The organism is Leptospira koniambonensis (assembly GCF_004769555.1).
GTDB lineage: Bacteria > Spirochaetota > Leptospiria > Leptospirales > Leptospiraceae > Leptospira_B > Leptospira_B koniambonensis.
This window is the reverse complement of record NZ_RQFY01000004.1, coordinates 134,855-161,077: the sequence shown is the minus strand read 5'-3', so window position 1 is coordinate 161,077 and position 26,223 is coordinate 134,855. Positions and strand designations below refer to the sequence as shown.

The 26,223-nt window shown below is 38.3% G+C and carries 21 protein-coding genes; 11 read left to right on the top strand and 10 right to left on the bottom strand.

Annotated elements, in window-relative coordinates; all coding sequences use genetic code 11:
* On the top strand, positions 1-897 hold the full coding sequence (locus EHQ52_RS04800) for an esterase/lipase family protein (RefSeq protein WP_135614130.1): 897 nt from the start codon (positions 1-3) through the stop codon (positions 895-897).
* A 9-nt stretch (positions 898-906) separates the two neighbouring features.
* Here the strand turns inward: EHQ52_RS04800 and EHQ52_RS04795 are convergent, their stop codons facing one another.
* From EHQ52_RS04795 to EHQ52_RS04785, 3 genes are all read right to left on the bottom strand, one after another.
* A complete protein-coding gene (locus EHQ52_RS04795; protein WP_167492177.1) occupies positions 907-2,568 on the bottom strand; it encodes a DUF6055 domain-containing protein in 1,662 nt (553 codons plus the stop codon).
* A 39-nt stretch (positions 2,569-2,607) separates the two neighbouring features.
* A complete protein-coding gene (locus EHQ52_RS04790) occupies positions 2,608-4,509 on the bottom strand; it encodes a CASTOR/POLLUX-related putative ion channel (RefSeq protein ID WP_208653454.1) in 1,902 nt (633 codons plus the stop codon).
* A 124-nt stretch (positions 4,510-4,633) separates the two neighbouring features.
* Positions 4,634-5,020: a hypothetical protein gene (locus EHQ52_RS04785; RefSeq protein WP_135614127.1), complete on the bottom strand. Its 387-nt coding sequence runs from the start codon at positions 5,018-5,020 to the stop codon at positions 4,634-4,636.
* Positions 5,021-5,443: 423 nt separating this feature from the next.
* On the opposite strand from EHQ52_RS04785, the gene EHQ52_RS04780 reads away from it, so the two are divergent.
* Positions 5,444-6,316, top strand: coding sequence for a hypothetical protein (locus EHQ52_RS04780; protein ID WP_244244795.1), 873 nt, complete (start codon positions 5,444-5,446; stop codon positions 6,314-6,316).
* A 16-nt stretch (positions 6,317-6,332) separates the two neighbouring features.
* On the opposite strand, the gene EHQ52_RS04775 is transcribed toward EHQ52_RS04780, so the two are convergent.
* Positions 6,333-6,905 carry a hypothetical protein gene (locus EHQ52_RS04775; RefSeq protein WP_135614126.1) on the bottom strand — a complete coding sequence of 191 codons (573 nt, stop codon included), beginning with the start codon at positions 6,903-6,905 and terminating at the stop codon, positions 6,333-6,335.
* A gap of 87 nt (positions 6,906-6,992) precedes the next feature.
* Positions 6,993-7,604: a TetR/AcrR family transcriptional regulator gene (locus tag EHQ52_RS04770; RefSeq protein WP_135614125.1), complete on the bottom strand. Its 612-nt coding sequence runs from the start codon at positions 7,602-7,604 to the stop codon at positions 6,993-6,995.
* Between the two features lie 154 nt (positions 7,605-7,758).
* Between EHQ52_RS04770 and EHQ52_RS04765 the strand changes: the two genes are divergently transcribed.
* From EHQ52_RS04765 to EHQ52_RS04755, 3 genes are all read left to right on the top strand, one after another.
* A complete protein-coding gene (locus EHQ52_RS04765; protein WP_135614124.1) occupies positions 7,759-8,622 on the top strand; it encodes a thioesterase family protein in 864 nt (287 codons plus the stop codon).
* Between the two features lie 52 nt (positions 8,623-8,674).
* A complete protein-coding gene (locus tag EHQ52_RS04760) occupies positions 8,675-10,000 on the top strand; it encodes a thiolase family protein (RefSeq protein WP_135614123.1) in 1,326 nt (441 codons plus the stop codon).
* 236 nt (positions 10,001-10,236) lie between these two features.
* Positions 10,237-11,562, top strand: a complete 1,326-nt coding sequence (locus EHQ52_RS04755; RefSeq protein WP_135614122.1) for a thiolase family protein — start codon at positions 10,237-10,239, stop codon at positions 11,560-11,562.
* A 57-nt stretch (positions 11,563-11,619) separates the two neighbouring features.
* On the opposite strand, the gene EHQ52_RS04750 is transcribed toward EHQ52_RS04755, so the two are convergent.
* Together EHQ52_RS04750 and EHQ52_RS04745 are read right to left on the bottom strand one after the other, a co-directional pair.
* Positions 11,620-12,516, bottom strand: coding sequence for a bile acid:sodium symporter family protein (locus EHQ52_RS04750; RefSeq protein WP_135614121.1), 897 nt, complete (start codon positions 12,514-12,516; stop codon positions 11,620-11,622).
* 19 nt (positions 12,517-12,535) lie between these two features.
* The gene (locus EHQ52_RS04745) at positions 12,536-14,872 is read right to left on the bottom strand and encodes a SpoIIE family protein phosphatase (protein WP_135614120.1); all 2,337 of its coding nucleotides are present in this window, start codon (positions 14,870-14,872) and stop codon (positions 12,536-12,538) included.
* Between the two features lie 333 nt (positions 14,873-15,205).
* Between EHQ52_RS04745 and EHQ52_RS04740 the strand changes: the two genes are divergently transcribed.
* Positions 15,206-16,282 carry a hypothetical protein gene (locus tag EHQ52_RS04740; protein WP_135614119.1) on the top strand — a complete coding sequence of 359 codons (1,077 nt, stop codon included), beginning with the start codon at positions 15,206-15,208 and terminating at the stop codon, positions 16,280-16,282.
* 85 nt (positions 16,283-16,367) lie between these two features.
* Here the strand turns inward: EHQ52_RS04740 and EHQ52_RS04735 are convergent, their stop codons facing one another.
* Positions 16,368-16,952: a hypothetical protein gene (locus tag EHQ52_RS04735; protein WP_135614118.1), complete on the bottom strand. Its 585-nt coding sequence runs from the start codon at positions 16,950-16,952 to the stop codon at positions 16,368-16,370.
* A gap of 57 nt (positions 16,953-17,009) precedes the next feature.
* Entirely contained in the window at positions 17,010-17,831 is an 822-nt protein-coding gene (locus tag EHQ52_RS04730) for an extracellular medium-chain-length polyhydroxyalkanoate depolymerase (protein ID WP_135614117.1), read from the bottom strand.
* A gap of 350 nt (positions 17,832-18,181) precedes the next feature.
* Between EHQ52_RS04730 and EHQ52_RS04725 the strand changes: the two genes are divergently transcribed.
* The 5 genes from EHQ52_RS04725 to EHQ52_RS04705 all read left to right on the top strand — a co-directional run bounded on the left by EHQ52_RS04725 (position 18,182) and on the right by EHQ52_RS04705 (position 25,409).
* Positions 18,182-19,231 carry a DUF3089 domain-containing protein gene (locus EHQ52_RS04725; protein ID WP_135614116.1) on the top strand — a complete coding sequence of 350 codons (1,050 nt, stop codon included), beginning with the start codon at positions 18,182-18,184 and terminating at the stop codon, positions 19,229-19,231.
* Between the two features lie 99 nt (positions 19,232-19,330).
* On the top strand, positions 19,331-21,649 hold the full coding sequence (locus tag EHQ52_RS04720) for a sigma 54-interacting transcriptional regulator (protein ID WP_135614115.1): 2,319 nt from the start codon (positions 19,331-19,333) through the stop codon (positions 21,647-21,649).
* A gap of 96 nt (positions 21,650-21,745) precedes the next feature.
* Positions 21,746-22,177 (top strand): YiiD C-terminal domain-containing protein, encoded by a 432-nt coding sequence (locus tag EHQ52_RS04715; RefSeq protein WP_100711729.1) that lies wholly within the window; start codon positions 21,746-21,748, stop codon positions 22,175-22,177.
* 295 nt (positions 22,178-22,472) lie between these two features.
* Positions 22,473-24,773, top strand: coding sequence for a neutral/alkaline non-lysosomal ceramidase N-terminal domain-containing protein (locus EHQ52_RS04710; RefSeq protein ID WP_135614114.1), 2,301 nt, complete (start codon positions 22,473-22,475; stop codon positions 24,771-24,773).
* Between the two features lie 90 nt (positions 24,774-24,863).
* The gene (locus EHQ52_RS04705; RefSeq protein ID WP_135615649.1) at positions 24,864-25,409 is read left to right on the top strand and encodes a glutathione peroxidase; all 546 of its coding nucleotides are present in this window, start codon (positions 24,864-24,866) and stop codon (positions 25,407-25,409) included.
* 74 nt (positions 25,410-25,483) lie between these two features.
* Here EHQ52_RS04705 and EHQ52_RS04700 read toward each other — a convergent pair whose 3' ends face one another.
* The gene (locus tag EHQ52_RS04700; RefSeq protein WP_135614113.1) at positions 25,484-26,182 is read right to left on the bottom strand and encodes a dienelactone hydrolase family protein; all 699 of its coding nucleotides are present in this window, start codon (positions 26,180-26,182) and stop codon (positions 25,484-25,486) included.
* Positions 26,183-26,223: the final 41 nt, after the last annotated feature.

The window sequence follows — 26,223 nt, the reverse complement described above, 5'->3', positions numbered from 1 at the left end:
ATGAAGAGAGACCATCTTACTTACCTTCCCGAAAAAGGGAATATCCGTCCTGTAATCGTACAACATTTAGCCGAGATCTATCACCATATATATTATTTTTTCTGTCATATCCTGGGGATCTTTATAGAACTTCCGGATCATACTGAGGGATATAAACGCCCTATCGTATGTGTTTCTGGATTTTTAGGAAGAGGTCTGACTTGGACTGCGATGCGCAAACATCTAATCTCTCTTGGGCATCCTGTCTATGTGGTTCCACTTGGATTTCAAACTGGAAATATCCGTAAAAAGAGTAAGATACTTGAGAATTTCTTAATAGAGAAGAATATTAAAGATTGTTATTTGATCTGTCACTCCATGGGAGGACTGATCGCTGCAGGTTTAAGTTATAAAGGAAGAGATAGAGTCAGAAAAATATTCGTGGTAGGATCTCCTATGCACGGAACTTATATGGCTTACCTCGCTCCAATCTTTCCTTGCACCTGGCAGATGATGCCTGGATCCAAATTAGTGAAGGAAGTTGTAGAAACTTATTCAAAATTTCATAATGTACAAGCAGTGTTTACAAAGGGAGAAGGTATCGTCCGTCCTTGGGAAAGTGCTACCTTAGGTCATTTTGATGATGTAGAGATCCCTGAATACGGACATTTGAATTTATATTTAGGACCACTAGGAATAGAATGCCTTGGCTCTTTAGTTACGTCAGAAGAGAAGAAGGAGCCTCTTCCAATCAAACAAAAACCAGCTGTTAAGGAAGATATGAAGAAGGAAACAGTCGCATCTGCTCCTTCCAAAAAAGTTTCTACTAAAACAACTGCGACTAAAAAAACAAGTCCTGCTAAAAAGAAAGTAGCTAAGACTGCTCCTAAAAAAGCAAAACCTAAGAAGAAACGTTAAACTTCTTTATTATTTCGGCGGAAAATACGTAAGAGTTTTTCCGCCGGAGTCCCATTTCCTTGTTCCGTTTGCCCAAACAGTAATCAAATTTTTTTCAGAAGTAAAACTTGTAGTTCCATCTGGGAAAACATTCACCTGATACTTCGGAGTTTCGAATCTATAGGTTCCGTTCTTAAAAAGATAAACTCTTTCTTTTCTAGAAGATTGGAACACACCTTCTACCTTACCTTTTAAAGATTCTATCTTCAAAGAAAAAGGGATCCTAATATCAGGTATGGAAGAAGGATCAGTAATATTCGTTAAGTCCGCAATCTCTTCCGTTTTAAAAGAAGAAGCTTCCGAAGAAGTAAAAGGTAATGTAATAGTTCCAATGATTTCCCATTCCAAAAATTTTGCAGGAAGATCTTTTGATCCGGAATCCAGATAGTTTAATAGATCGGACTGTAATTTGGAAACATTTGAATTAAGCGTAGATTTTAATGCGGAGTCTATACTTTCTCCCTCGCAGGTTTTATCCCAGATATCTTTAACCTTAGAATTCCCATATTTTTGAGAAATGAAATCCATGGCCAAAAATCCTGCAAGATAAGGATCTGATCTTTCTAACTGTAACTTACTTTTTTTGAGTATAAAATTTTCATAATATTCTCTATATTTAGTTCCTTTATACTTTGGCCAACCATATTGAGCTATAAATTCTGCGTGACCTTCTACAAGCCAAGCTGGTTGAACAATTGGAGGTTGGCTTTTTCCAGTTCGGATCGTATTACATCTGATTTGCTGCATATGGTGGGTGATCTCATGATAGATCATATGAGTGGGTTGGGTAGAATATTGATGTCTTCTGATATCCTGATCTGAGTCTTCTGGGATCATGTCGGAACTTGGATCGCAGAAACTGATCCCATAAATTCCACCTCTACCTCCACTACACGCGATCCCGGCTAGATTATTAAATTCTCTAAAAGACTTTGCGTCCTGAAAGAAAGCCACGAGTATCTTGGAAGAAGGTACCAAATCAAAATCATTCTCCGCTTTTTTGAAAAAATCTTTAGTTGTTCTGGATTCTGTAAATGCATGAACGAAAAGAGAATTTTTAGGTTCGAACTCGAAATAAAAACGATCTTTCTCTTCTGAAAGTTTTCCGTATCGTCCTGGTTTAGTGAATCTGAAGAATTTTTTTTCTGCAGGATTCTCATACAAAAATTCTAACTTGCCTGCAACAGTATAAAAAGAAGCTGTGATTTGGGATTTGTCCGGAAATGTAAACACTTGCTCCGATGGGCAGTTCGGGCATTTTTTAGGCCAAGAATAGATCTTAAAATCCCCTTTGTCTAACCCCCATTCTTCCGAGGATCTATGCATAAAACTAGTTCCATCTTTTAGATCCCATTTATAAACTCCAGGGCTCCACTGGTAGACAGTTCCTCCATCAGGACCAGTATAGTATCCAACAGCATTTGGAATTTTTAATGCAAAATCTTTCTCGGTCGGGAACGGAAATTTGTCCAATTCTTCCCAACTAGAAGGAGCAGTTTTCCAATTTGATAAAATGAATTTGGGAGAACTAAAACCATTTGCTAAATCCACTTTCGGCGCTTGACCCTGCGCATAAAACGCAGAAGCAAAAATTAGAATATAAATTATGACCTGAAGAATTCTTAGTCTCAAAGTATTTCTCCCACTTTATGTAAGAAGAGACGAAATAAACTAAGATTGATCTTCTGACAAAACGATCAAAGAATCAGATTCATGTAGGGTAAAATATTCCAATTTGTCAGGGATCAGATATACACCGTAACCTTTGGATTCATCTGTTTCTTGTGAAACAATCCTGACTCCAAAGCAGGTTTCCTTTCTTTGTTGGGCTGCTAACATACATTCTGCAAAATTTACACGTTTTGGAAAGTCTTCGAAATATAAAAATGCGGGTTTGAGATAGATCTCGCTTCCATCCGGATCAAATAAACTATCATATACTCTCATCACGTCAGGCTCTTGGGAAACTTGGGCCATCATTTTAGAAACAAATTGGTTAGAGATCAAAAAGTCTTTCACTCCAGTTTCCAAAACTAATTCAGTATTTTCAGAATTCATAATTTCTGTGATTAACTGTGTTTCCGCTTTTTTAGCACCTGCCAGCTCTTTTTTCTTAAAATATTGGCGGAATCTTAATAAAAGAGAAATGGTTCTTGCATCTACTTCTTCAATATTCTCCTTCTCCTCTGCTAAGAATATTACGGAATCATACTGTTCCGGAGAAAGTTTTTCCAAGATACCTTCTTGGGAAAGATTTGCGATCAATGATCTGAGTTTGATCTGAGGATATTTTGTTTTGAGTTTTGCAAGTGCAGATTTGATCTCTTCGTTGGATTCATGGATTAAAAGATCAATTTCGGAATCGGGAGAGGAAAATTTTGCATATTCATCCACTATAATCTTACTTTTGGAATTCCAACCTACGATCAATTGTTTATCGATAGGCCTAGATAAACTAGTATTTGGATAAGAAAGTGCGGCGTTCACAACTACAGGTCTTTCATCGAATTTTATCTTAGAATCGTCTTCAGCAAGAATGATCGCATCTTCTTCATTTTCAGGAGAATACTCAGGGTCTGGATTTAAAATGATCTCTCCATTAATTTTTCTAAAACCCAATGGAACTGATTCCTTAAATCTAAATGAAATTTCAGAGAAATTTAAACCTCTCCAACCATTCTTAGGTTTATAAAAATAAATCTCATTTCCTTCAAAACCTACTAAATTTGAATACACGATCGCAAGACCGGATGTCCTGGAAGTTTGTACAAGTAATTTAGAAAGAATACTTCTTTCATCCATAACCTGAACAGATTCAGAAAGATCAGAAGCAATATTTCGATTTTCTAATCCATGGAGTTCTGCAACGATTGGGGGAAGTCCAGATTCTCCATTTAATGCAACAAGAGCCATAATGGACTTTAATACTTTTGCATCCCCTATAGATTTACCTTCTTCTGATTCTTCAGAGCCTGAAGGATTTAGTATGATAATACTTTTTGCTTTAGAAGCGTTTACTTTTTTTAGGGAATTAAGATGAGAAGGTAGTCCGGATCTTGTGATAATTTTTGTGGTTTTAGTATCTTCCAGATTTTCAGAAAGGAAATCGTCCATTTCTTCTTTATCTTGGTCTGCAAGTATAACAGCTGCCTTTTTGGATTCAGAAGAATTTGCTTCTATCAATTCCCTTAATATTTCAATGGTCCGTATTCCAAATCCTAAGATCAGAGTATGATTCGATTCTAAAACTTCACTTTTACCTTTTCTGAGTTCTTGTATTTTCTGGTCGAATTGGTTTGTGATAAATGCAACTAAGCTGGAGAATAAAACTAAACCGGAGAATACACTTAAGATGCCTGCAACCTTATTGAACCAATTAGATTCCCCATCTTCTGCAACTGCTCCCGCGTCAGAGATCTGTAGGAACACTCTCCATAAAAAATCTCCGGATTCTTTAATTGATTCATCCGGAAATAAGAATGTACCAAGTATTCGCACTAAAGATAAGAATACAAATGCTCCTAAGAATAGGGTCATTAGTGCCGCAAATACAGAACCTCCTCCCCTAGACATAAAATTATCGAAATGGTAACGGAGCCTTTTGAAAACACCAGGTTTATCTTTCATGAGTGGTGAAGAGTTAATTAATAATTATTTATTTCCAGCGGAAAATATCCTGTCTGAGAATTTATTAAGCTCACACTCCATTAGAACAGGATATATAGCTATAATCTGACGTAAAATTTACGACTGAACCATTTACGTTGATAGTCTCCGAAAAATCGGATTTATTCCTAAGTTGTCCAGAGATTGTTCCTGAAATCCCAGAATCAGAATAGTTTGGGAAAAAGAGAGTCTGATCTAATTGAAAACCATCATCAAAATTTTCATACACTTTAGAATTAGAATCTGTAAATTCAAAAATGAGACCTTGACTTAGGACCATAATGCCCGAAGGAGAAGGCATCTCTATATAAACGTATTCAGAATGATTCGATGCCCAATGCTGAGGAGTGGTTGGAGAATTGGAGGTGTTTCTCGGAGAATTAGTATATGGATATTCTATGGAATTTTTTGTGAACAAACTAATAGTGTCCGAACCTACTTCTATATTCAATCTGCAGTTTGGACAAGTAGTATTATATAATTTGAATGCTAAACAAGGCGAGCTGTATCCATCGGTGCTGCTGCTTTCCGGACCCAAAAAATCAAAAGGTAATAAAGAACATTGTAAGAAGAATAACAGAGAAAATATTCCGAATCGAATAAATTCATTTATTAAATTATGGGAAGATGAAAATATCTTAATCAGATCCACGAAAGAAACAATAACGTTCTTTATTAATTTTCAAACATAATTTTTTGGAAAGAAATATCCCAACTGAGGGATTTTTTTGGAAGAAGGTTGATCAAAGAATTACTGCCGCAAAACCCGATTTATAATCAATCTAAACCCGAATATTTATAGAACTGGATCTAAGATTTTGACCGACAAAATTCGAGGAATGTGAAACACTCTCTCGATCAGATTATGGCTCGCATCTTGTTCTTTTTTCTATATAGTTTATTTTTTCTAATCTCCTGCAATTCTCCTCAAGTAATCGCATACCAGGAGCACAGTGAACACCACGAATTTATCGGGAGTTGTTTGGACTTTTTGGCAGGAAGTGATTCTTTTGTTCCTTTGACGGATGCAGTCGCTTTGGATGAATTGAGGCATTCTGCCGAAGAACATGCTTCTAATAGTGTGATCATCGGAGATTTATATTATGATTTGAACCAGAAAGAAGGAAGGCATTTCTATCTGGAAGGTGATGACTCTATAGCTTATTATCGTCCCCAAGCGGTCGTACTTGGTGGTTGGGAGATGATCCAGCATCTATGTGCTCGTCATATTCGCCACGAAATAGAAAGGGGATTTGCAAAATCCTCTTCTATTTTAAGGAAAAATCCTGCTTCGGTAAAAGAGGCAGAAACTCTTGCAGAGAAAAATTTAATCCTATATCTGAAATTCGCAGAAGCTTCTAAAGGAAAGCCGAGTCATATCAGAAATTTTCTTTTTATTCCAGTTTCTAGATTTTTAAAGAAGGGAGCTGGAGTTTATTTTCCTTCCTGCAATCTGATGGATAAGATGAAAGATCCTATCCTTTACGGATTACAAAGTGCAAAAAGAAATCCGGAAACTATGACTGCTTGGACTCAGATGATGTTAGCGGTTACGAACTTCTCCGCAACTCATATGCAAGATTGTAGGGTAACTGTGGACAGTCCTTTAAAACTTTTGCATGCAGAAAAAACAGAATTAAAGGATGTGATCGAAGAACCTCAAAAAAATAGATCTGCATCTAAGATCAAATTTGGATCCAAAGCCCGGAAGTGAATATATACAGAATCGTTTATATACTGCAGGACATATGCGGGCTATAGTCGGACAAAAGGTTTTGTATGGTTCCAGAAGCATTTCGGATATCTCCAGAATTTGCTTTATTTCTAAGTTGTCCGCTAAAAGTTCCGGAAACCCAATAATCGTAAAGAGTTAAGGGGAGATTATTTGGTTCAGGAACACTTTGTTCCAACTGAAAACCATCATCGAAGTTTTCGTAAACAGTACCTGAGCTATCAGTATATTCGAACACCAAACCCTGGCTTAGGACCATTGTTCCTTCCGAACTAGGGAAAGAGATGGAGATCTTTTCGGATGAACTCGAGCTCCAAGGTTGAGAAAAACCATAGCTAGGATTTTTAAGTGCCGCAGTCGTGGAAAAAGAAGAGCTGGATGAATTGAATGAAAGGTCCAATTTACATCCGGGACAGGACATATTGTATATTTTATAAATAAGGCATCCAGTAGCTGGTTCACCGTTATTCGCTTTTTCAGAGCAATTTATATTCAAAAGAGAAGATTGCAAAAAGAATAAAAGTAAGAATATCCTAAATGAGGTAGATTCCTTTACGATCGTAAGCTTCATAATATTACCTGCCCATGTAGAACAAGTATAACCGATGCTTTTTACTTTTCAGACAGTTTTTGGGAAAAAATATTCAAATTGGGAGATCTATTTAGCAGTGTATTCGTCGAAAATTTCTCTCAGACTATCTTCCATCTCTCGGATATAACGTAGATCTTTTGTCATTCTCCAAAGAGTGATGGAACCGTGGTAAGCCATCAATACTCTTCTAGAAGTGTATTGAATGTCCATGTTTCTGGAAAATTGTCCGGAAGCAACCGCACGACTTAGATAATCTCGGATCATCTTAGTCCATTTCTCAGCGATACCTTTTAAAAATTCTGTATATTCAGGATCCGCATCCATGACTTGATTTGCAAAACCTGCAAACGGATCTCCGAAAAATTCATGATGGCGGATCTGTCTCTCTTTCAAGATTACCCAAGCTCTTAAAAATTCTTGGACCTCTGGATATCTTTCCATAAGAGAAGCGAGATCAGAAAGAGTCTTTTCTTCCTGACGAGCGAGGTAAGCGATCCCTAGTTCTTTTTTAGATGGAAAATGATCGTAAAGACTCGCAGCGACTGAGCCCGATTCTTGGATAATCTGTCTCATTCCGGTATTGGAGAATCCTTGTTTGTAGAAAAGATCTGTCGCAGTATCTAGAATTCTTTCTCGGACACTGGCCCCGGAATCTCTTTTTTTTCTCTGAGCGGTCATGTGCTTAAATACGTTATTTTTTCAGTATTGCCCTAAAAACCTCGTTTCGTCAATAGAATTTGGGTTTAGCGTATAAAAAACCAGAACGAACGTTCTGTATTTTTTTATTGCCCCGATTTCCCAGGGGTCTAAGCTATTGTCAGGACGGTTCAAAATGTCGGTAACGGAAAAAGAACAAGTCAGAACAAGATTTTCGGATCTAGATACACAAAGACATACCACTAGCAGGACTTACGAAGACTCTTGTCTAGGGGATAGATATCGTATCTTAGAAGAAGCGGGTTATTCTTGGAAAAGAATGATCGAAGAATCAGTTCGATTACAAACCGTCGGGGCAGATATACGTTTTCTTGCCCAACAAATGGAAAACACTGAATTATCCGTACGCACTAGTTATCGCTCTGGCCAAGATGGCCTATTGTCCTTCTCCCAAGAAGTTTTGGATCCAAACGGAAAAGTTGCCGCAGAGATCAGAACATTAGCAAGAACAGAGAAAGACGGAAAACCTTTCCAGCTTATCGCAGCTCAAGATCCTTCCGAAGAATTAATCTCTTCATTCGAATCTATACCTTCTTTTTCAGGTGCTTGCGAGCGCACACTTGCAGTAAGAGATCTTTTTTTCTGCGAAAGAAATCCATTCGGTGACTATAATCCTTCTCATTATTGGAGACTATTGGAAGAAGGTCGCTGGAATTTTACTGCAGAATGTGGACTTAGCCTAGAGGATCTAGTCGCTATGGACACCACACTTTTCTATATGGGCGGAAAAATACGTTATCGTAAACCTCTCGCTGCAGGAAGAAGAGCTAAGATACAAACTTGGATTCATAGTTTTGATAAAATTTGGAGCCGTATGAGACAAGAGGTCAGCGACTCTGAAACTGGAGAGATCCTGGCAGAATCCATGGATGATCTACTCGTAGTATCTGTAAGCAAGTCCAGACCTAAAAAACCTGGAGAGGATTTGCTGAAAATATTCGCAAGGGTCACCGAATTTTCTGAGGGGGCCTCCAAATGAAATATTATCTTATTCTAATGAACATATCAAATAAAAGGTCTGGAGAAAGACAATGAAACTCGATCAAAAATTGGCGATTTGTACGCCAAGAAGAACTCCCTTCGCTCAGATTGCGAAAGCTTTAGGACCCTATCCTGGCCATCACCTAGGTCGTATAGTGGCTGAAGACATTATTGCAAAGAGTGGAGTTAAAAAAGATCAAATCGACGGAATCGTAGTTGGAGAAGGTTTCTCTAACGCTCCGAACTCCGCGAGAGTGATCGCTAACCTAATCGGACTCAGAGACGAAGTTCCTTCGATCACTGTTTCTAATAACTGTGTATCTGGAATTGAAGCTCTTTCAGAAGCAGCTCGCCGTATTATTCTTGGAGAAGGTGAACTTTTCTTAGTAATCGGAGAAGAATCCCAAACTTCTATGCCTTTCGTTGTGAAAAACGCAAGATTGAACAAGAAAGCAGGCTCTTTGGATAAACTGAAAAAACTTCTTCCTGACAATCTTCCAGAAGGTGTTGAACTTAGAGACACTCTTGAGGACGGACTTGGTGACGGAGAAACTTCTTACGGAATGCAAGTAACTGCTGAGATCCTTGCTCAGAACTACGAACTTTCTCGTGAGATCACTGATAAACTAGCTTTCGAATCTTTCAAAAGAGCATTAGAAGCTTCTAAAGCAGGAAAATACGCTCCATTCATCATCCCAATGAAAGACGAAGATGGAACTGAACTTACTATTGATGAGGCAGTTGGACTTCGTGAAGGACTTGTAGAAAACCCAAGCCGTATGGGAAGAGCAATGCTTCTTTTTGAAAATCCTCAAATGAAATTTGATGAGTTCAAAACTAAATATTCCAAATATCTTAAAAAATCTCACGGACCAACCGTTTCTATCTTTAACGCGAGCCCTCGTTCTGATGGAGCAGCTGGTGTTATCTTAACTACTGTTGAAAAAGCAAAAGCTCTTGGATTAAAGATCGAAGCAGTTCTTTCCGGATGGAAAATGTATGGTGTTGATCCTAACTTAATGGGAATCGGGCAAGCTTATGCTACCGAAGCACTTCTTAAAGACACCGGAGTTAAGATCGAAGACGTAGACTACGTAGAGATCCACGAAGCATTTGCAGCTACTGCAGTTGCGGCTCTTGTTCAAATCGAAAAAGATACCGGTTGGAAATGGGAGCAAAAATTCGACGAGAAAAAGATCAACCCTAACGGTGGATCTATCGCTATCGGTCACCCATTCGGAGCTACTGGTATCCGTTTGGTGAGCAATGCGATCATGGACCTTCAAGACGACCCTAAAGCTAAAAAAGTGGTTCTTACTGCTTGTGCTCACGGTGGAATTGCAGGCGCTATGCTCATCGAAAGATTCGAAGGTTAATTCTTAATATCTCGAATTGTTTAAGCCCTGAAGAGGGAAACTTCTTCGGGGCTTTTTTATGTCTTCGACTCTATATTCTTTCTCTTATACTTTTATTTTTAATCTTTCGTTTATATACTTAAATACTTTATATACGTTGCCTCAAAATATTTTGCTTTCAATGTTATAGTTTTTGTGGTCTAAATAGTGTATATGCACCAATGAAAAATTTTCGGAACTGAATCGGGAGAAAAACGATGAAACTCGAAACTAAACTCGCAATTTGCACACCTTTAAGAACTCCATTCGCACAAATCGCAAAAGGATTAGGAGCTTATCCTGCTCATCATTTGGGTAAGATAGTAGCGGAGAGTATTATCCAAAAAAGTGGGATCAAAAAAGAGGACATAGATGGTATCGTAGTAGGAGAGGGCTTTCCAAGTTCTCCGAATCCAGCTCGAGTAATCGCAAATCTGATCGGACTTAGAGATGAAATTCCTTCTATCACTTTGTCCAATAACTGTGTGTCCGGATTGGAGGCTATTTCTGAAGCAGCGAGACGGATTATATTGGGAGAAGGAGAAGTATTTCTTGTAATCGGAGAAGAATCCCAGACCGACATGCCTTTTATCATAAAAAATGCCCGCCTGAATAAGAAATCCGGATCATTAGAAAAATTGAATAAACTTATGCCTGATAACTTCCCGGAAGGGGTTGAACTTAGAGATACTCTGGAAGACGGTTTAGATGATGGAGAAAACTCCTATGGAATGCAGGTAACTGCAGAAATTCTCGCCCAGAATTACGAATTATCTAGAGAAATCACTGATAAGGTCGCATTCGAATCATTCAAACGTACTTACGAGGCTTCAATGGAAGGAAGATACGAACCATTCATCATTCCTGTAAAAGACCAAGAAGGCAATACACTGAAAATAGACGAGGCAGTAGAACTCAGAAAAGGTCTCGTAGAAAATCCAAGTCGTATGGGAAGAGCGATGCTTCTTTTTGATAATCCTCAAAGTAAATTTGAGGACTTTAAGAAAAAATACGGTAAAGATCTGAAGAAAACTCATGGACCAACAGTTTCTATCTTCAATGCAAGTCCTCGTTCTGACGGAGCCGCAGGTGTGATCATCACCACTGTCGAAAAAGCAAAAGCTCTCGGTTTAAAGATAGAGGGATTACTTTCTGGTTGGAGAATGAAAGGTGTTCATCCAAATTTAATGGGACTTGGACAAGCTGTTGCCACAGAAGGTTTGCTTGCAGACCTACAATTAAAATTAGAAGACATGGATTATGTTGAGATCCATGAGGCTTATGCTTCTACCGCAGTTGCTGCTATGGAACAATTAAAAATGGATACAGGTTGGGATTGGGAGAAAAAATTTGATGAGAAGAAGATCAATCCTAATGGCGGATCTATCGCAATTGGTCATCCATTTGGAGCCACGGGAGTTCGTTTGGTGAATAACGCGATCATGGATTTGCAAGAAGATCCTAAGGCGAATAAAGTGTTACTCACTGCATGCGCTCATGGAGGTATTGCAGGTTCCATGTTGATTGAAAGATATAAAGCTTAATTCTAAAATCAAAACCCCGAAGGAGAGAGCCTTTCGGGGTTTTTTTATCGTTAAAACTTAACTTACACTTTCTAAAGAAGGATGGTCCAAAATGGATCTTCTATTCCTTAATATAAATAGTCCGAATACTAGTGCAGTCACGAACATTAGAAGGCTATAAGTAATAGGAACAACTGTCATTGTAGGAACTTGTAGAATGGTCCCAGTTACCAGGAGTGCAGTGGTTCCATTTTGGATCCCTAATTCGAAAGCAATTGTAACTGCTTGGGTTCTGCTCAAACGTAAAAGTAGTCCGAGTAAAAATCCAAGACTAATGCAGATACAATTCATAGTTAAAGCAGCAGCTCCACTTTGAGCAAAAAATCCCCACATCTTTTCCCAATTTTGTTTTACTAAACCTGCGATGATCGCGAATAGAATGATCATCGAAAAAATTTTAACAGGTTTCTCGCAAGCTTCTGCAAATTTTGGAGAATAATTTTTTACGACCATTCCAATCCCAACAGGAAGAACAGTAATTACAAAAAGTTGCAGTATAGTTTTAAGAATAGGAAGATCTATTGTTTTTCCTTCTCCCATAAAATATACCATCGAATAGTAAGTTAAAAAGGGAAGAGTGAAAGGTTTGATCACGCTGATTAGAGCGGTTAACGTCACCGATAGAGCTACATCACCTTTGAATAGATACGAATACATGTTCGAAGTCGGGCCAGAAGGGCAGCAGGACAATACCATTAGTCCAACTGCAAGTAGCGGCTCCAGATGGAACATTGTAGCTACCATAAATCCTAAAAACGGTAATAGTAAAAGTTGTGCTAAAAGTCCAACTAGTACAGCTTTAGGAAATAAAGCCACTCTCTCGAAATCTTTGAATGTCAAAGACAGTCCCATCCCGAACATGATTATAAAAAGTGAGATCGGAAGAACTATCTCCAGTAAAAATCCACTTTGCATTTTTTTCTCCTTATTGTTTTTAATTTATTTCTTTTGATACTAATCTTGTAGATTGTCCGTTTGTTTTAAGCGGCTCTTTGGAATATGAGTATTCTATCTTTAAAAAGGAAATATCGTCGGTGAGATATTCTTCCATGTCTTGGTAGATCTTGTGTAGATCTCCTTTCGCTTCTTCTATCCTTGATAAAAATGCTTCTTGGTTTTCGTTGATCTCTTTGCTGCCATCTTCTCTGATGCCGACGATTAGATCGTCTTTACCGTCAGAGCCTATAAACAAACAATCTCCACTCTTAAGTTGAAAAGATTGAACTGTAAATATCGAAGAAGGATCGAAAGGTAATCCTATACGATTGAAAAAATGTTTAGTTGGGATCAGGCTTGCCTTTCCATTCCTGTATAAAATGGGAGAAGGGTGCTCTGCGTTTACTATATATGTTCTGCCTGTAGATTCTTCGATTACTCCAAGAACTGCAGTGACTAACATACTTCCTTCGAAAATTTCAAACACTTTAGAAAGTTCTAAAAAAGCAGATCTCAACCAGCGTTGCGGACTGAACTCTAAAGATTTATCTTCGAATAGTCTGGTCCTGTTTAAGATGGCACCGAATACAGAACCTAAAACGATTGCACCTCCCGCACCTTGGATAGATTTACCCATCGCATCTGCGTTCATGAATACAGTACAATTTGTTCCTCCTATCTTGAGGCTTGTAGACATGCAGAGATCTCCACCGATCTCATGGTTTTGTTCTTTGAAGACGAATTGTTTTTTCTGGCGAGTAAATGATTCTACGAATACTTTTCCGTTTCGAATTGTCTCTATTCCGAAAGGTTTAAGAAGAAGGGATGTTAAAAAATAATCTCCTTGTTGTTGTTCCAATAATTTGGTAAGTCTAGAAGTTCTATCTTTAACCTGATCTTCTAACGTATCCGCATATACAGATAGAGCAGTTCTTGCTTCTCGTATTGAGCTTACCATTCCATTGAATGAATCAGTAAGAAAACCGATCTCATCTTGGATACGAACTTGGATTTTTGTATTTAGGTCTCCTTGGTTAACTTTTCCAATTCCAATTAATAAATTCTTTAGAGGATTCCAAATTGCTCCTCTAAAGAAAAGTCTGAACCCAAAGAGGATCACAAGCACAGTGATGAATAAAACAGCGAAATAAGGTCGAATAGCTACATGAAGAAAGTTTCTATATTCTTCGTATGGAAATCTCGCTTCGTATTTTTGATTTTCTAAGGAGAAGTTATATAGTACAGACCTAGGTTCTTCTTTGTTACCTTCTGCAAAATAACGTTCTGCTTCCGTAGGGAAAACAGAGTCATAATATCCTGAGGACTGTCTAGGAAATCTTTTTAGAGAGTCAGTTGGATTCGATTTTTGTTTTGTAGGAGTTCCACCACGCAAGTCAGAATGTGATTCATGATTCGTTGGAATTCCAACATGTAAGGTGGAATGTTCTGTAGGAATTCCTACACGGGAGACAGATTCTGTTCTTGGACCATTCTTCTTACTAAAAATCGAATTTTCTGCTTCTCTTAATTTGCTTAGATCGAATGTATCTTCTTGTCTAGAAACAGAAGCGAGTCCTATCCAATATAGAATGAGCAAGAATGTTCCTAAACAAATCCCGGTAATCCTGTTTAGAAAACGAGTTTGGTCAGAAGTAGTATTTATATAAAGCACCAAGATCACAAAACTTCCAGGGATCATGAAGAATGTATAAACGGTAAGAAAGTCTGTTCTGGAGATCAGTCCTGCGCGACTCATACTGTTTGCGATCACCGGAGGAAAAATAAGAAGAGAGAAGAATAGAACAAATAGTCCTGTAAAGCGGTTGGATTCTTTAGATGCAGTCCAGCTTCTCCATATCCCTGTAAAGATCATTAGAAAAGAATAAACTAATACTAAAACTCCAAGAATCTTATTCTCCAAAGGAAGGGAGAATGTCCAGATCTGCTCTGTAAAATCAAATATAGGATCCTTGTTGAAGGTGCAGAAAATATAATATATAGAGAAGGCGAGCCAAACGAATAATTGGGTGCTAAAAAATCGAAACGCGAATTTTTCTTTTGTAGGGATTGGATAAAAGAAGAAGAACTGTCCCATACAGGAGAACGCTGGAATTACAGCCAAGATCAACCATCTATGATAAGCTGCTATAGGAGAATCTATACTGTACGCGATCACGAATGCGAACGCGTGAATTGATAATAGAAAAAATGCCCCAGCTAAATAAGAACTGGATTTGGATCTATTCTGGATAGCGGCCAAAAAACTTCCAAGAACGGCGGTGAATATACAAACGATTAAGGATCCAAAGGAAAAAAAAGTCAGCTGTAAGCTCATAAAGCCCCCAATGACTTTTAGCAGGAACTGTGCCAATGCTAGTTTAGATTTTTATATTAGATGACTCCTTATATCTTGGGCCGATTCCGCGTTTAATTTATTCCAATCGTTTTGAAACCTATATCATTGATTGTTTTCAATCAGTATGGTAAAGAACAGTCGATCGATTTTAATCAGTTACCAATTAGAATGCTTTATCTCTTTGTTTTATGCATGTTTCTCTGCGAAGTTTAATAAATTTCTTTCTGGCACGAAAACTGCTTAAGGAGGTTAGTCTTCTGAAAACTTCAAAATGGATTTAGGAGACTCGTATAAAAAACGAGGAGAATGTTAATGCGATACGGATGGAAAAGGAAGTTAGTGAGGACCTTAGTTCTTTTACTATTTCTTCCATTGATGGTCTTACCGATCTCCGCAGAAGAAAAAGATTCTGCGGAACCACCTAAGGATAAATGGAGAGTTTTACTCGGAGCCTTTGCTGGACAATTCGATTTACAATTACAAACGAAACTTCCGTTTAACTATGTAAATCCAAACTCTGGCCAAAAAGAAATTCCTTCTTTAGGCAGAGCGAGTGGTCTTACACAAAACGGAGCTATGGACTTAGGTGTAGAAGGGATCGGTCCTCAGAAAGGATTACAGTTCATGGTACTAAGTGACTCTTTAGTTTTCCAAGCTACATACGCCAGAGTAGATGTGAATTTCGCTCCTCTAAGAAGTCCTTCGATAGGAGTGAATACAGCTGAAGGAAATGCGGGAGGTAATGTTTATTCTACTAACCTAGACTATTATATGAATATAAGTCGTTATGTTCAGCCAATGGTTGGAATAGGTTACGCGGCTTTTGGAGCTTACTATAAGGCACGTAATGTTGTAGGAACAACTGTTGGTAACGGACTTTACGAATCTTTTCCTACGATAGACGCAGACGACGGATATAGTTCTGATGTTGGTAAGGCAGGGCTTCGTATCAAGTTACCAATCCAAAGTTGGTATATCACCCCATACTTTCAATATGCAGGTAACGAATACCATATAAATGTAAGAACCACTGCGGGAACTGTTCAGAATAATGTGAATGGATATCCAGCGGATCCAAATGGAATGTTGGATGCTTGGTATTACCAAGGAGTGGGTTCTGTTAGCACAGTTGATTCAATGACACAAGTTTCTAGGCAGGCTAGAAGCGCAGGTGTTGTTCTCTTTATGGATTATAAAAAATTCATAAGCCTTACGATCAATGCGAGAAGGAACTTTACCCAGGCCGCTTGGAACGTTTCTGCCACCTTGCTTGTGTTCCTACATCCGAATATGGGGATCATGGCGAACTATGCATATTCCGAACCTGAGATCTTGTTTAGCTTTAATAGATCCTGGGCGATCGGGCCAGTATTCACTACCACATTCTAAAAAGGAAATATATATATATAGTTATTGGATAGGAAAATAGAAAAAAGAGGTCGCTTGGAAAGATCGACCTAATGCGTAAATAAGACTAACGGTTTCCGGATTTTTGAGAAAGTTCGGAGATCGACCGATCCAAAGATTCCAGTTCCATTCGGAATTCTTTTTTCCGGGTCTCAGAAAGTTCTTCTTTAAGCTTTTCGAATGTTTTGTTCAGGATCTCTCGGAGATCCTTTTTTTTTCTCAACTGCAAGGACAGATATTCTTCTTCTTCGAAAGTATTTAAGCCCGCAAAAGATCTTTTGCTCTCTAAATATTCCAATTTTTCATGAAATGATTTCGATTTTTCCGTTTGGTCTGGATCGGGACGGAAAATATTCTCCCCTAAATTTTCAAAGATCTCTATAGTCTTAGATAAGAAAGGAAAACCTACTAATTCCGTTAATACAAAAGAGTCTGCAAAATTTTCGTCTATATCGCTGTCAGTGGTTTCTTCGGTAAAATTAGAGTCGTTGAAAGTTTCTACAAAGCTTGCTTGGTCTTCTGAACGCCTGCTAGTTTTTGAACTAAAGGAGGGTTCAGGATCATATCCAGACAACATAAAATAAAGGCAGAGTATTATTACTGTGAATAGGGATAAGAAGATTAGAATTTGCGATTTAGATAATGATCTCATGATCCTTCCTAAAAAAAAGAATCCGGCGGGGATCACCGGATTCGAGTTGGAATTTACTTAACGGTATTGGTTAAACCAAGAATATATTTTTCCTGCGGAAGCAGATACCCATTCATGTCCAGCTAGGTAATCTGTGTATCTGTCCGTAGGAATTCCTTGGGATCTGAGTTTGTCATAATACAAATCCATGGTCCACCAAGGAACGACCGCATCCAAAAATCCGTGCATAAAGAATGTAGGCGGATGATTGGAAGGAAGAGTTGGAACAATGCAGATCGGACCGCTACAAGTAGCATAAGAACCTGATTGGATCGCCAGTGCTTTGAATTCTCCTGGGAAAGATACTGCCATGCGGCTTGTGTTGTATCCTCCGCTGGAAATACCAGTTGCGAATTTTTTATTCGAATTGATAGGACCAAAACTTCCGTTGCGGATAGCAGCAAATAAATTATTTAAGAAAATATAATCTGCTGTAAGTTCGTAGATCGTAGGTAGATTGGTTTCCCAGAAAAGATCCAACCCCGCGTCCGGAGCGATCACTGCGAATCCATTATCCAACATCTTCTCGATGACCTTTACTTCGTAATATCCACCGAATGGCGCTCCTTGGGTACGTGAGAATTGTACCGTAAAGAAAGATCCTTGGTACATCACTACGACAGGCCATCCTCCTGCAGGAGCAGTTCCTTCAGGTACTTGGTATCTTACGTCCCTAAATATCCCTGGTCTTGCTTCGATTTTTTTTGTAGAGTAAGAGCAACTAGTCGTCTTGATCAATAGACCGGTTGTTTTACAACGAGCAGCATCCACTTCTCCAGCACCTGCGAATAACAGAGCGCCGATCAGTATAGGCATTAACATCGTGATTCTCTTCAGCATTTTTTTCCTCCCCGAGCCGAATTCATTCGGTCGGTATGCTTCCTAAAGCAAGACCTGTGCCTAACGCAAAAAATGTTTTGCATAGCGTATGTTCTACAAAATGGATTCAAAATTTTGAAAGTATTCGCTGAATCGCTATTCAAAGAAAATATAGATGATCATTTTCAATCGCCGAAAATGGACAATTGATTGATTTCAATCGATTTCTATTCCGCCAAACTAGTAGAATCGCTGTTATATGCGAATGATTGAAAGGTTAGGTCCTTCTCCACTCGGCACGGATATTGCTTTGTATCTTCTGTTATCTTTCCCAAAATAAAATCAGAGGGAAAGAGGAGGATTTCTAACGTATGAGACTTTTCTTATATTCTTCGCTGTTGTTTTGGGGATTTCTATTTTCAAACTGTACTTCAATCTTTCTGTATTTGATTAAACCTTCTGGTCCTTTTACACAGGAAAATGTTCCGAATTCTCCTGATTATTCTAAAAAAGAATCTTGGGCGGCTCTTCCGGAATTGAAAGATGATCCGGATGAAGTGCCTGCAATCTCCGGTTTCAAGGATGGGCAAAATATTGCAAAGGCAGATGTATTCTTCGTGCATCCTACAACTTTTATTAAAGCAGAAGGATGGAATGCAGAGATAGGAAGTAGTTTGATCGTTTACGGACTTTCTCCCTTAAAAATGCAGGCATCCGTTTTTAATGAGTCTGCGAAAATTTATGCACCTAGATACAGACAAGCCGCATTATATTCTTTTATTGATGATTCTGGAAATGGAGAGAAGGCATTCGAGATCGCAAAAAAAGATGTGCTCTCTGCATTCGATCATTACTTAAAACATTATAATCAAGGAAGACCGTTTTTTATCGCGGGTCATAGCCAAGGTTCTATGATGCTTACCTATGTATTAAAAGAGTATTTAGATAAGAAGAAGGTCTCGAACTTTGTAGCGGCATATCTTCCTGGTTGGGCTGTACATTCTTCTGAATTTAAAAATTTGAAAGTATGTAGGAATTCTAAAGATCTAGGATGTTATATCAGTTGGAATTCCAAAAAATGGGGATCTCAACTTTCTGATTTTGCACTTCCTCCAGAAAGATATGTAGGAGGAGTTTGTGTGAATCCAGTGAATTGGACGCAAGATAGCCCTGAAACTCCTAAAGCAGAACATAAGGGTGGAGTTGGTATTCAATTTTCTGAGTTAGATAAAGCCTATGTTAGAACAAAATGTGAAGGAGAGATGCTTTGGGTGGATCTACCTTCTAATCCGAATTACGAATCCAGAAGAGGGAATAAGAAAAATTATCATATTTCGGATTACGGACTCTTCTATTTGGATATTAGAGAGAATGTGAAAGAAAGATTAGAAGAATATTTTAATAAAAAAGGAAAACGTTAGAAATATCACTTAAGCGGCGTTTCGACTTGATCCAATAAAATCGAAATGTCGCTTGACCTTCCATTTCGGAATGGTCTTTTTAAACTCCGCTTTTATTTCATGTATCTTCAATTTCTGACCCTTTCCTTTTTAATCGCAGTACTACTATGTATTTTAGGAGTAGTGTATTGTCTGAGTGTAAAAAATAAGATCTCTGGGATCAGAGAGTTGATGCTCTCCTTTTTATGTTTAGTAATTCTATATTCTGCATGTGTTTATGCTTCTATCGAAACAGATCCGCGAGGTGCATTGCATAGATGGATCACAGTTTCAGCTGCACTATTTGCGGCAGTTTTTTTCCAAAGATTTTTTCTTAAATTTCCATCTGCCATTTTTCCTAAGTTTTCCTCTTATCTTTTTAAGGCACAATTAGGGATTGCCGCATCTATTTCTCTCTGGTTTGTATGGGAAACAAAAGACGCAGTTAAAACATTTAGATTTAACGGACAATACTGGGATCTATCCGCAACTTTTCCAGGAAGAGTAGTCGCAATCTTCTCTTTGCTTTTTGTTTTGAGCGTGATCGGAATTGCAATCGTTCAGATCTTAAAGAACAAGGATCAGAAAAGGATCGCTCTTGCTGGTATTTTGGGATCCTTCTTCTTAAATTTTTTGATACCTACAATCTATCTTACCTTGTTTAGATTGGGACAAGTAAGTGCAGAAGTATTCGTAAATGCATTAGCGATCTCTGTTATTTCAGGATTTTTTGTATTCCATATATTTTTCGTAAGTTACGGAGGACATCGAACTTCTCTCACTGTTAGGATCTTAACCATAGTTCTTGCAATGGCACTGTCAGTGACTCAGGTAATGTCTGGCGGATTGAGTAAAGCGATAGAAAACGAATACGATAGTATCCAAACAAATGCATTACAAAATGCGAAACTATCTTCTCCTCCTAAAGATTCCGTTTTTCTTTCTAAAATTGGGGAGAATACTCCCAAATCGGATCTGAGTGCTGTGGTTCTGGGGGTTCGATCTTTTATCCTGACTTCTTCCGGAAAACCTCTAATTATTTATCAGAATTTTATAAATAATACCGAAATGGGTCTGGAATATTCTTCTTACAGAAGTTTTGTCCATGGATATGTTTTGGATTGGGCGATTCGACTTTTTGTAGGCCTATGCGTATTAATTTTCGGATTTTTGCTCTTTATGAAAATCTCTATCTTAAATCCACTATTCGCTTTGTTAAAAGGATTAGATAGGGTAGAAGGAGGAGAACTTTCTGTTGAGGTAGAGGTCCGCAATAAAGATGAGATTGGATTATTAACCCAGGCATTCAATGCAATGGTTCGTTCCATTCGAGAGGCAAGACAGGAATTACAACAATACACTTCTAATCTAGAAAGAACTATTTTAGAAAGAGATTCTATCTACGATGCGGTTCCTCAAGAAAGAATATTATCTAATAAAACCTTAATATACGCCTCCAGAAGTATGCAGGCTGTTGTTGACAGAGTAGAAAGAATTTCAGGAAGAGAACAACCTGTATTGATCACAGGAGAGACTGGCACTGGAAAAGAGATCATTGCGGGACTTCTTCATGAATTAGGAAAAGGAAAAGACAGCCCATTTGTGCCGATCAACTGTGCTGCAGTGCCTGCTAATCTTTGGGAAAGCCAGATTTTCGGATATGTAAAAGGAGCATTTACAGATGCAAAATCTGATTATGCAGGACTTGTCGCAGAAGCAAACGGTGGAACATTATTTTTTGATGAAGTAGGCGAGATGCCTATTGAGATCCAACCTAAAATATTAAGATTACTACAGGAACGTAAATACAAACAAGTAGGTGGACGTTCCGAACTTAAAGCAGAATGTAGGGCGATTTTCGCTACACATAGAAATCTAAGATCTATGGTTGCAAAAGGAACTTTTAGAGAAGATTTGTACTATAGGATCAATGTGTTCGAGATCGGGATACCTCCTTTGAGAGAAAGAAGATCAGACATCCCTTTTCTTGCAAATCGATTTGTAGAACATTATTCCAAACAAATGGAGCTGGATAAACCGAATATAAGCGAAGAAGTTATGGATCTGTTTTTGGAATTTCCTTGGTCCGGAAATATACGTGAATTGGAAAATTGTATAATCAGAACGCTTGCCGATCTAAAAGGAGATCATATTAAAATTTCGGACCTTCCTCCTGAGTTATTAGAACTCAAAAGTTCCGGGAGAGAAGAGATTGGAGAAATACCGATCGCAAATGGATCTTATGCAGCAGGGTTTGAATCTCTGGTTTCCATGTATTCTAGGAGATTGATTGAAACTGCATTACAGAAATGTAAAGGAAATAAATCTGAGGCCGCCAGGCTTCTGAAAATCTCCAGGGGAAAATTACAATACCAGATGAAAATGCTGGATATGGAATAATTCAAAAGTTCGTTTTACAAACGAATCTAAGAATAAATCGATATTTCATTTTCTTTTCGATTTGATATAAAACGAACGAAATTTCTTACTAGGTATATGACAGAGAAATTCGACGTTTTATCCATACCTTTCAACGTTCATATCCAGCTTTCTAGACCTAAACAGGGAGAAGATGCTCTCTTAGTCATGGAAGACAAACCTATCTACAAAAACCATGTTGGTTCTGGACATGCCGCTGCGTTATTCGCTCTCGCAGAAGGAAGTGGAGGGGAATATTTACTTTCCAAAGTAGCTTCTCTCCCTTTTGAGATTATTCCAGTAGTGCGTAAGTCCGAAGTAAAATATAAAAAGCCTGCACAAGGAAGAGTCGTTTCCAGGGGAGTTATCGATGAACAAGAATGGTCCGCATTTATGGCCCAACTCGAAAAGAAAGGAAGAGCAGGACTCACAGTTGGAGTTGAACTTTTTGATGAAACTCAAGCGAATGTAGCAAGTTTTAGCTTCGATTGGTTTATCGCTAAGAAATAAAATTACTTCTAATTATATCTTATATCAGCCCAAGTAAAGGATACGAGACTGTATTTTTGCTTGGGCTGTTTTATTATAGACCAGCCAATCTCGCAGTCCCACTTACATTGATGTACCGATCACTTATATTTTAATTATAAAATTATCCGATTAGTGATACAAATACGTTCGAAATAAATTAAAAACTTATAATACTTTTTTCGAACGTAAGCGCCTACTTACATCTTTTTTAAAAATCGTTTGACCTTCCTTAAATTTCGGTTACCCCACTTCCTGAACTGTGGAGGCAAGGTAAATGAAAAACAAATATACGAAATTTTTAACCTTGGCATTGGCTCTGATATTCATCCTAACTGGTTGCGATCAGAAGTCAAACGACGATAAATTACTAGAGTTGGCCGTTTCTTCTAATAGAGTTACGGAACCCAATTCTAATCCTATTCTGAATAGTCTCGCTTTACCTACATCTACTCCTACGGATGTGTTTTTGGTAGGTGCAGCAAAGGCTGATATTACTGGACCTTTTGTGCAATCGAGCACTGGATATAATAGTCCGGGTGACCAGATGTCAGGTTTGGCGATGAGGCTTTATTCTAGAGCATTTGTGATTGAGCGCCCTGGTGGCGCAAGAGTGGCTATTGTTACCAACGATATGATCCATATGTACCAAAGTGTAAAGATGGGTGTCGTTAAGAAATTACAGGCCGACGGTTATGGATCAGCGTTTAACAATGATAATGTTCTTTTGTTTGCAACCCATACACATTCCGCTCCTTCTAATATTTCTTGGTACACATTATTCAACTTATTCAATGGAGTGATCGGTTTTGATAAGGTTCATTATAATATAGTAGTGAACGGTATCGCTGAATCTATCAAGGCTGCTTATAATAATAGAAGAGAAGCAAGGATCAAATTTGCTGCTGGAAATCTTTCCAATTTTGCAAATAATAGATCGTCTGCTGCTTACGCATGGAACTTAGACAAAACAAATTATTCTTCTAATATAAATGAGACAATGAGTTTGCTTCGTTTCGAAGGGACTGATGGTTCTCCAATTGGATTACTGAACTGGTTTGCGGTTCACGGAACTTCTCTAGGAATTACAAATCGTAGGGCTCACGGGGATAATAAGGGATACGCTTCTTATTTGGCAGAAAGCACATTTGGTGGAAACTTTGTGGCTGCATTCCCTCAGGGACCTATGGGAGATGTAAGTCCGAATACCCCGAATCCATCCGATATTACAAAACCTTTCTTAAGGCCGAATGATATAGATCCAAGTTTAGATGCTTTGGAAAATCCTATCGTTCATGGAACTAAACAAGGAAGCAGAGCATTAGAATTATATAATGCAGCTACCACCACGCTTACTGGGAATATTGGTTATAGACATTCTCATGTGGTTTGGAATAATAAAGTTTCTGTAGATCCTTCCTATATCGGTACATTTACTATGCCTTGGGATACTGGTACTGGAAATACAACCTGTGTGGCTACGATCGGTGGAGGATTTTTGGCGGGAGATGAAGAAGGTGCTCCTGTAGAATTTGCAAAAGAAGGTGAGATCCGAAATGATTTCGTTTTCGAAAATGGTGCCTGGGTTAAAAAGAATTATTCTTTAACTAACTTAAGTGGAGCCGCTCAGATTTTAGGATATCTCTGGCCTCTTGCTCAATTGGCATTGAGTTCTACAAAGTATGAAGCATGCGATAAAGAAAAATTCACTCTTCTACCTGTAGGAGAAGTGGATTCATTCTGGTTCCCAAATCCGCAAGTGCCTTTTGTGCCGGTGGTTCTTCCATTACAAGTGATCACGATAGGCAATACTGCGATTGTGGCTTCTCCATTTGAAGTGACTACGAATGCAGGCAGAAGATTGAAAGCAAAATTAACTACAACTCTTGCTTCTGTGGGGATTTCTAACGTAGTTGTGGGAGCAATGGCAAATGCTTATGCTCAGTATCTAACTACTCGTGAAGAATATTCCGCTCAGAACTTCGAAGGTGGATTTACTGCTTATGGTCCTTGGGCAAATGCAGCGCTGATCCAAGAGTTTGATCGAATTGCTAAGGATATAGTTGCAAATCGTTCTACTACAGCTGGACCGAATCCCCCTGATCTTTCTTACCAACAGTTTATACAAACTGGGTTATCCCAAAACGGTGTAGTGAATGATGGAGGAGATTTCGGAAAAGTTCTGACTGATTCGAATTCTTCTTATAATCGAGTCAAAGATACTGTTACGGTAAAATTCCAAGGCTCACATCCAAGAGTGGTTCAGGATAAAAAACTGGATGGATCTCTTTCTTCTTATTATGATCCGAATACTTACACGTATTTAGAAATCCAAAAGAAGAATGGAAGCTCTTGGACAACTGTTGCAAACGATAATAATCCTTATACGGCTTATGATTGGGCGAGAACCGGCGGAGATCTTTCTGCTACATCTGAAGTGACTATTACTTGGTTGATCCGTAACCAACAAGCTGGAACTTACAGAGTTGTATACAACGGTTTAGCGAAACAGTTCTGGGGAATTTTCTGGACTTACAAAAAATTCACTGGGACTTCCAAAGAGTTTGTTTTGCAATAAAACGATCTTCTTTAAAAAAACTGGTTTAAGACCTAAATAATATCCCGGAAACGGATGGACCTGTTTCCGGGATTCGGATATGATTCCACTATGGCTCTCAAATCTGTTTTGATCTTTCTTTCCTTATTGATTGTTTCCTCTTCTTTATTCGCTGCTCCTAAAGCTGTGTATGATTTTACAGTAAAGGATATCAAAGGAAAGGATGTTACACTTTCCAAATATAAAGGTAAAACTCTACTTATCGTAAACGTTGCTTCTAAATGTGGGTATACCTACCAATACGAAAACTTGGAAAAGGTATACAAAAAATATAAGGAGAAGGGTTTCGAGATCCTAGGCTTTCCTGCGAATAATTTTCTCTCCCAAGAACCTGGTAGCGATGCAGAGATAGAACAATTCTGCAGAGTGAAAAAAGGTGCCACCTTCGATATGATGTCTAAGATATCAGTCAAGGGAGAAGACCAACATCCTCTTTATACGTATCTCACTTCCACTTCTCCGGATCCAGGCGATGTAAAATGGAATTTCGAAAAATTCCTGATCTCTCCTGCTGGTAAGATCGTTGCAAGATTTCGTTCTGGGACTGAGCCAGATAGTAAAGAAGTCACTGATCAAATTGAGAAAAATTTAAAATAAAGCCGCGTGTTGGAACTCCAACATCCGAATTTAGTGTTTATGATCGCGATGTAGGAATTCCAACAAAAAGGTTCCTACAAATGTTCTTTCAGAAAAGCTAATGTGATTGCCCATGCCTGAGCGGCAGAAGTTTTATGATAAGCCGCTCTTGCATCACAGAAAAATCCATGCTCCGCTTCTGAAAAAACCAACTCCACATAATTTTTTCCCGAACTTTTTAGTAATTCTGAGATTGCAGCTATATGAGTTGGTTTTACACTTCTATCCTGGCCCGCCCAAACTAAAAGTAAAGGCGCGTTTTGTTTGGGAGAATATTCTTCCGAAGTTTGGACAATTCTAGATCCATAATATGAAATAGCCGCCTTGAAATTATAAATTGAATTTGCAAAAAAAGAAACCCATCCACCTAAACAATAACCTATGCTTGCAATTCGATCTGGAATACTTTTTGGATTTGTTTTGATCCAATCCAAAATTGAATTCAGATCCGATTGTAAATTTTCAGGAGTCAATTGGCTGAAATGAGGTTTTAATGCCATGAAGTCTTCGTAACTTCCGGCAAATCCTGGAGGCGCAGTTCTATAATAAAGTTCTGGAGCGACTGCAAGATAACCTTCTTTAGCAAATCGAACTGCAATATCTTTGATATGATTGTTTACTCCAAAAGCTTCTTGCAATACTAAAATGCAGGGAGAAGGAGAAGAATCAGGATAGGCCACGAATGTTTGCATATCTCCATGAGCTGTTTTTATAATAATCGTTTCCGTATTCATTTTCACCTCTTCAAAAGCAGGTTGAATGATCTGCAGATTCG

Coding starts and splice junctions, on each gene's coding strand:
- EHQ52_RS04800 (WP_135614130.1), top strand. CDS start 1: ATGAAGAGAGACCATCTTACTTACCTTCCCGAAAAAGGGAATATCCGT.
- EHQ52_RS04790 (WP_208653454.1), bottom strand. CDS start 4,509: ATGTCTAGGGGAGGAGGTTCTGTATTTGCGGCACTAATGACCCTATTC.
- EHQ52_RS04775 (WP_135614126.1), bottom strand. CDS start 6,905: ATGAAGCTTACGATCGTAAAGGAATCTACCTCATTTAGGATATTCTTA.
- EHQ52_RS04770 (WP_135614125.1), bottom strand. CDS start 7,604: ATGACCGCTCAGAGAAAAAAAAGAGATTCCGGGGCCAGTGTCCGAGAA.
- EHQ52_RS04765 (WP_135614124.1), top strand. CDS start 7,759: ATGTCGGTAACGGAAAAAGAACAAGTCAGAACAAGATTTTCGGATCTA.
- EHQ52_RS04760 (WP_135614123.1), top strand. CDS start 8,675: ATGAAACTCGATCAAAAATTGGCGATTTGTACGCCAAGAAGAACTCCC.
- EHQ52_RS04755 (WP_135614122.1), top strand. CDS start 10,237: ATGAAACTCGAAACTAAACTCGCAATTTGCACACCTTTAAGAACTCCA.
- EHQ52_RS04750 (WP_135614121.1), bottom strand. CDS start 12,516: ATGCAAAGTGGATTTTTACTGGAGATAGTTCTTCCGATCTCACTTTTT.
- EHQ52_RS04745 (WP_135614120.1), bottom strand. CDS start 14,872: ATGAGCTTACAGCTGACTTTTTTTTCCTTTGGATCCTTAATCGTTTGT.
- EHQ52_RS04740 (WP_135614119.1), top strand. CDS start 15,206: ATGCGATACGGATGGAAAAGGAAGTTAGTGAGGACCTTAGTTCTTTTA.
- EHQ52_RS04735 (WP_135614118.1), bottom strand. CDS start 16,952: ATGAGATCATTATCTAAATCGCAAATTCTAATCTTCTTATCCCTATTC.
- EHQ52_RS04730 (WP_135614117.1), bottom strand. CDS start 17,831: ATGCTGAAGAGAATCACGATGTTAATGCCTATACTGATCGGCGCTCTG.
- EHQ52_RS04725 (WP_135614116.1), top strand. CDS start 18,182: ATGAGACTTTTCTTATATTCTTCGCTGTTGTTTTGGGGATTTCTATTT.
- EHQ52_RS04720 (WP_135614115.1), top strand. CDS start 19,331: ATGTATCTTCAATTTCTGACCCTTTCCTTTTTAATCGCAGTACTACTA.
- EHQ52_RS04715 (WP_100711729.1), top strand. CDS start 21,746: ATGACAGAGAAATTCGACGTTTTATCCATACCTTTCAACGTTCATATC.
- EHQ52_RS04710 (WP_135614114.1), top strand. CDS start 22,473: ATGAAAAACAAATATACGAAATTTTTAACCTTGGCATTGGCTCTGATA.
- EHQ52_RS04705 (WP_135615649.1), top strand. CDS start 24,864: ATGGCTCTCAAATCTGTTTTGATCTTTCTTTCCTTATTGATTGTTTCC.
- EHQ52_RS04700 (WP_135614113.1), bottom strand. CDS start 26,182: ATGAATACGGAAACGATTATTATAAAAACAGCTCATGGAGATATGCAA.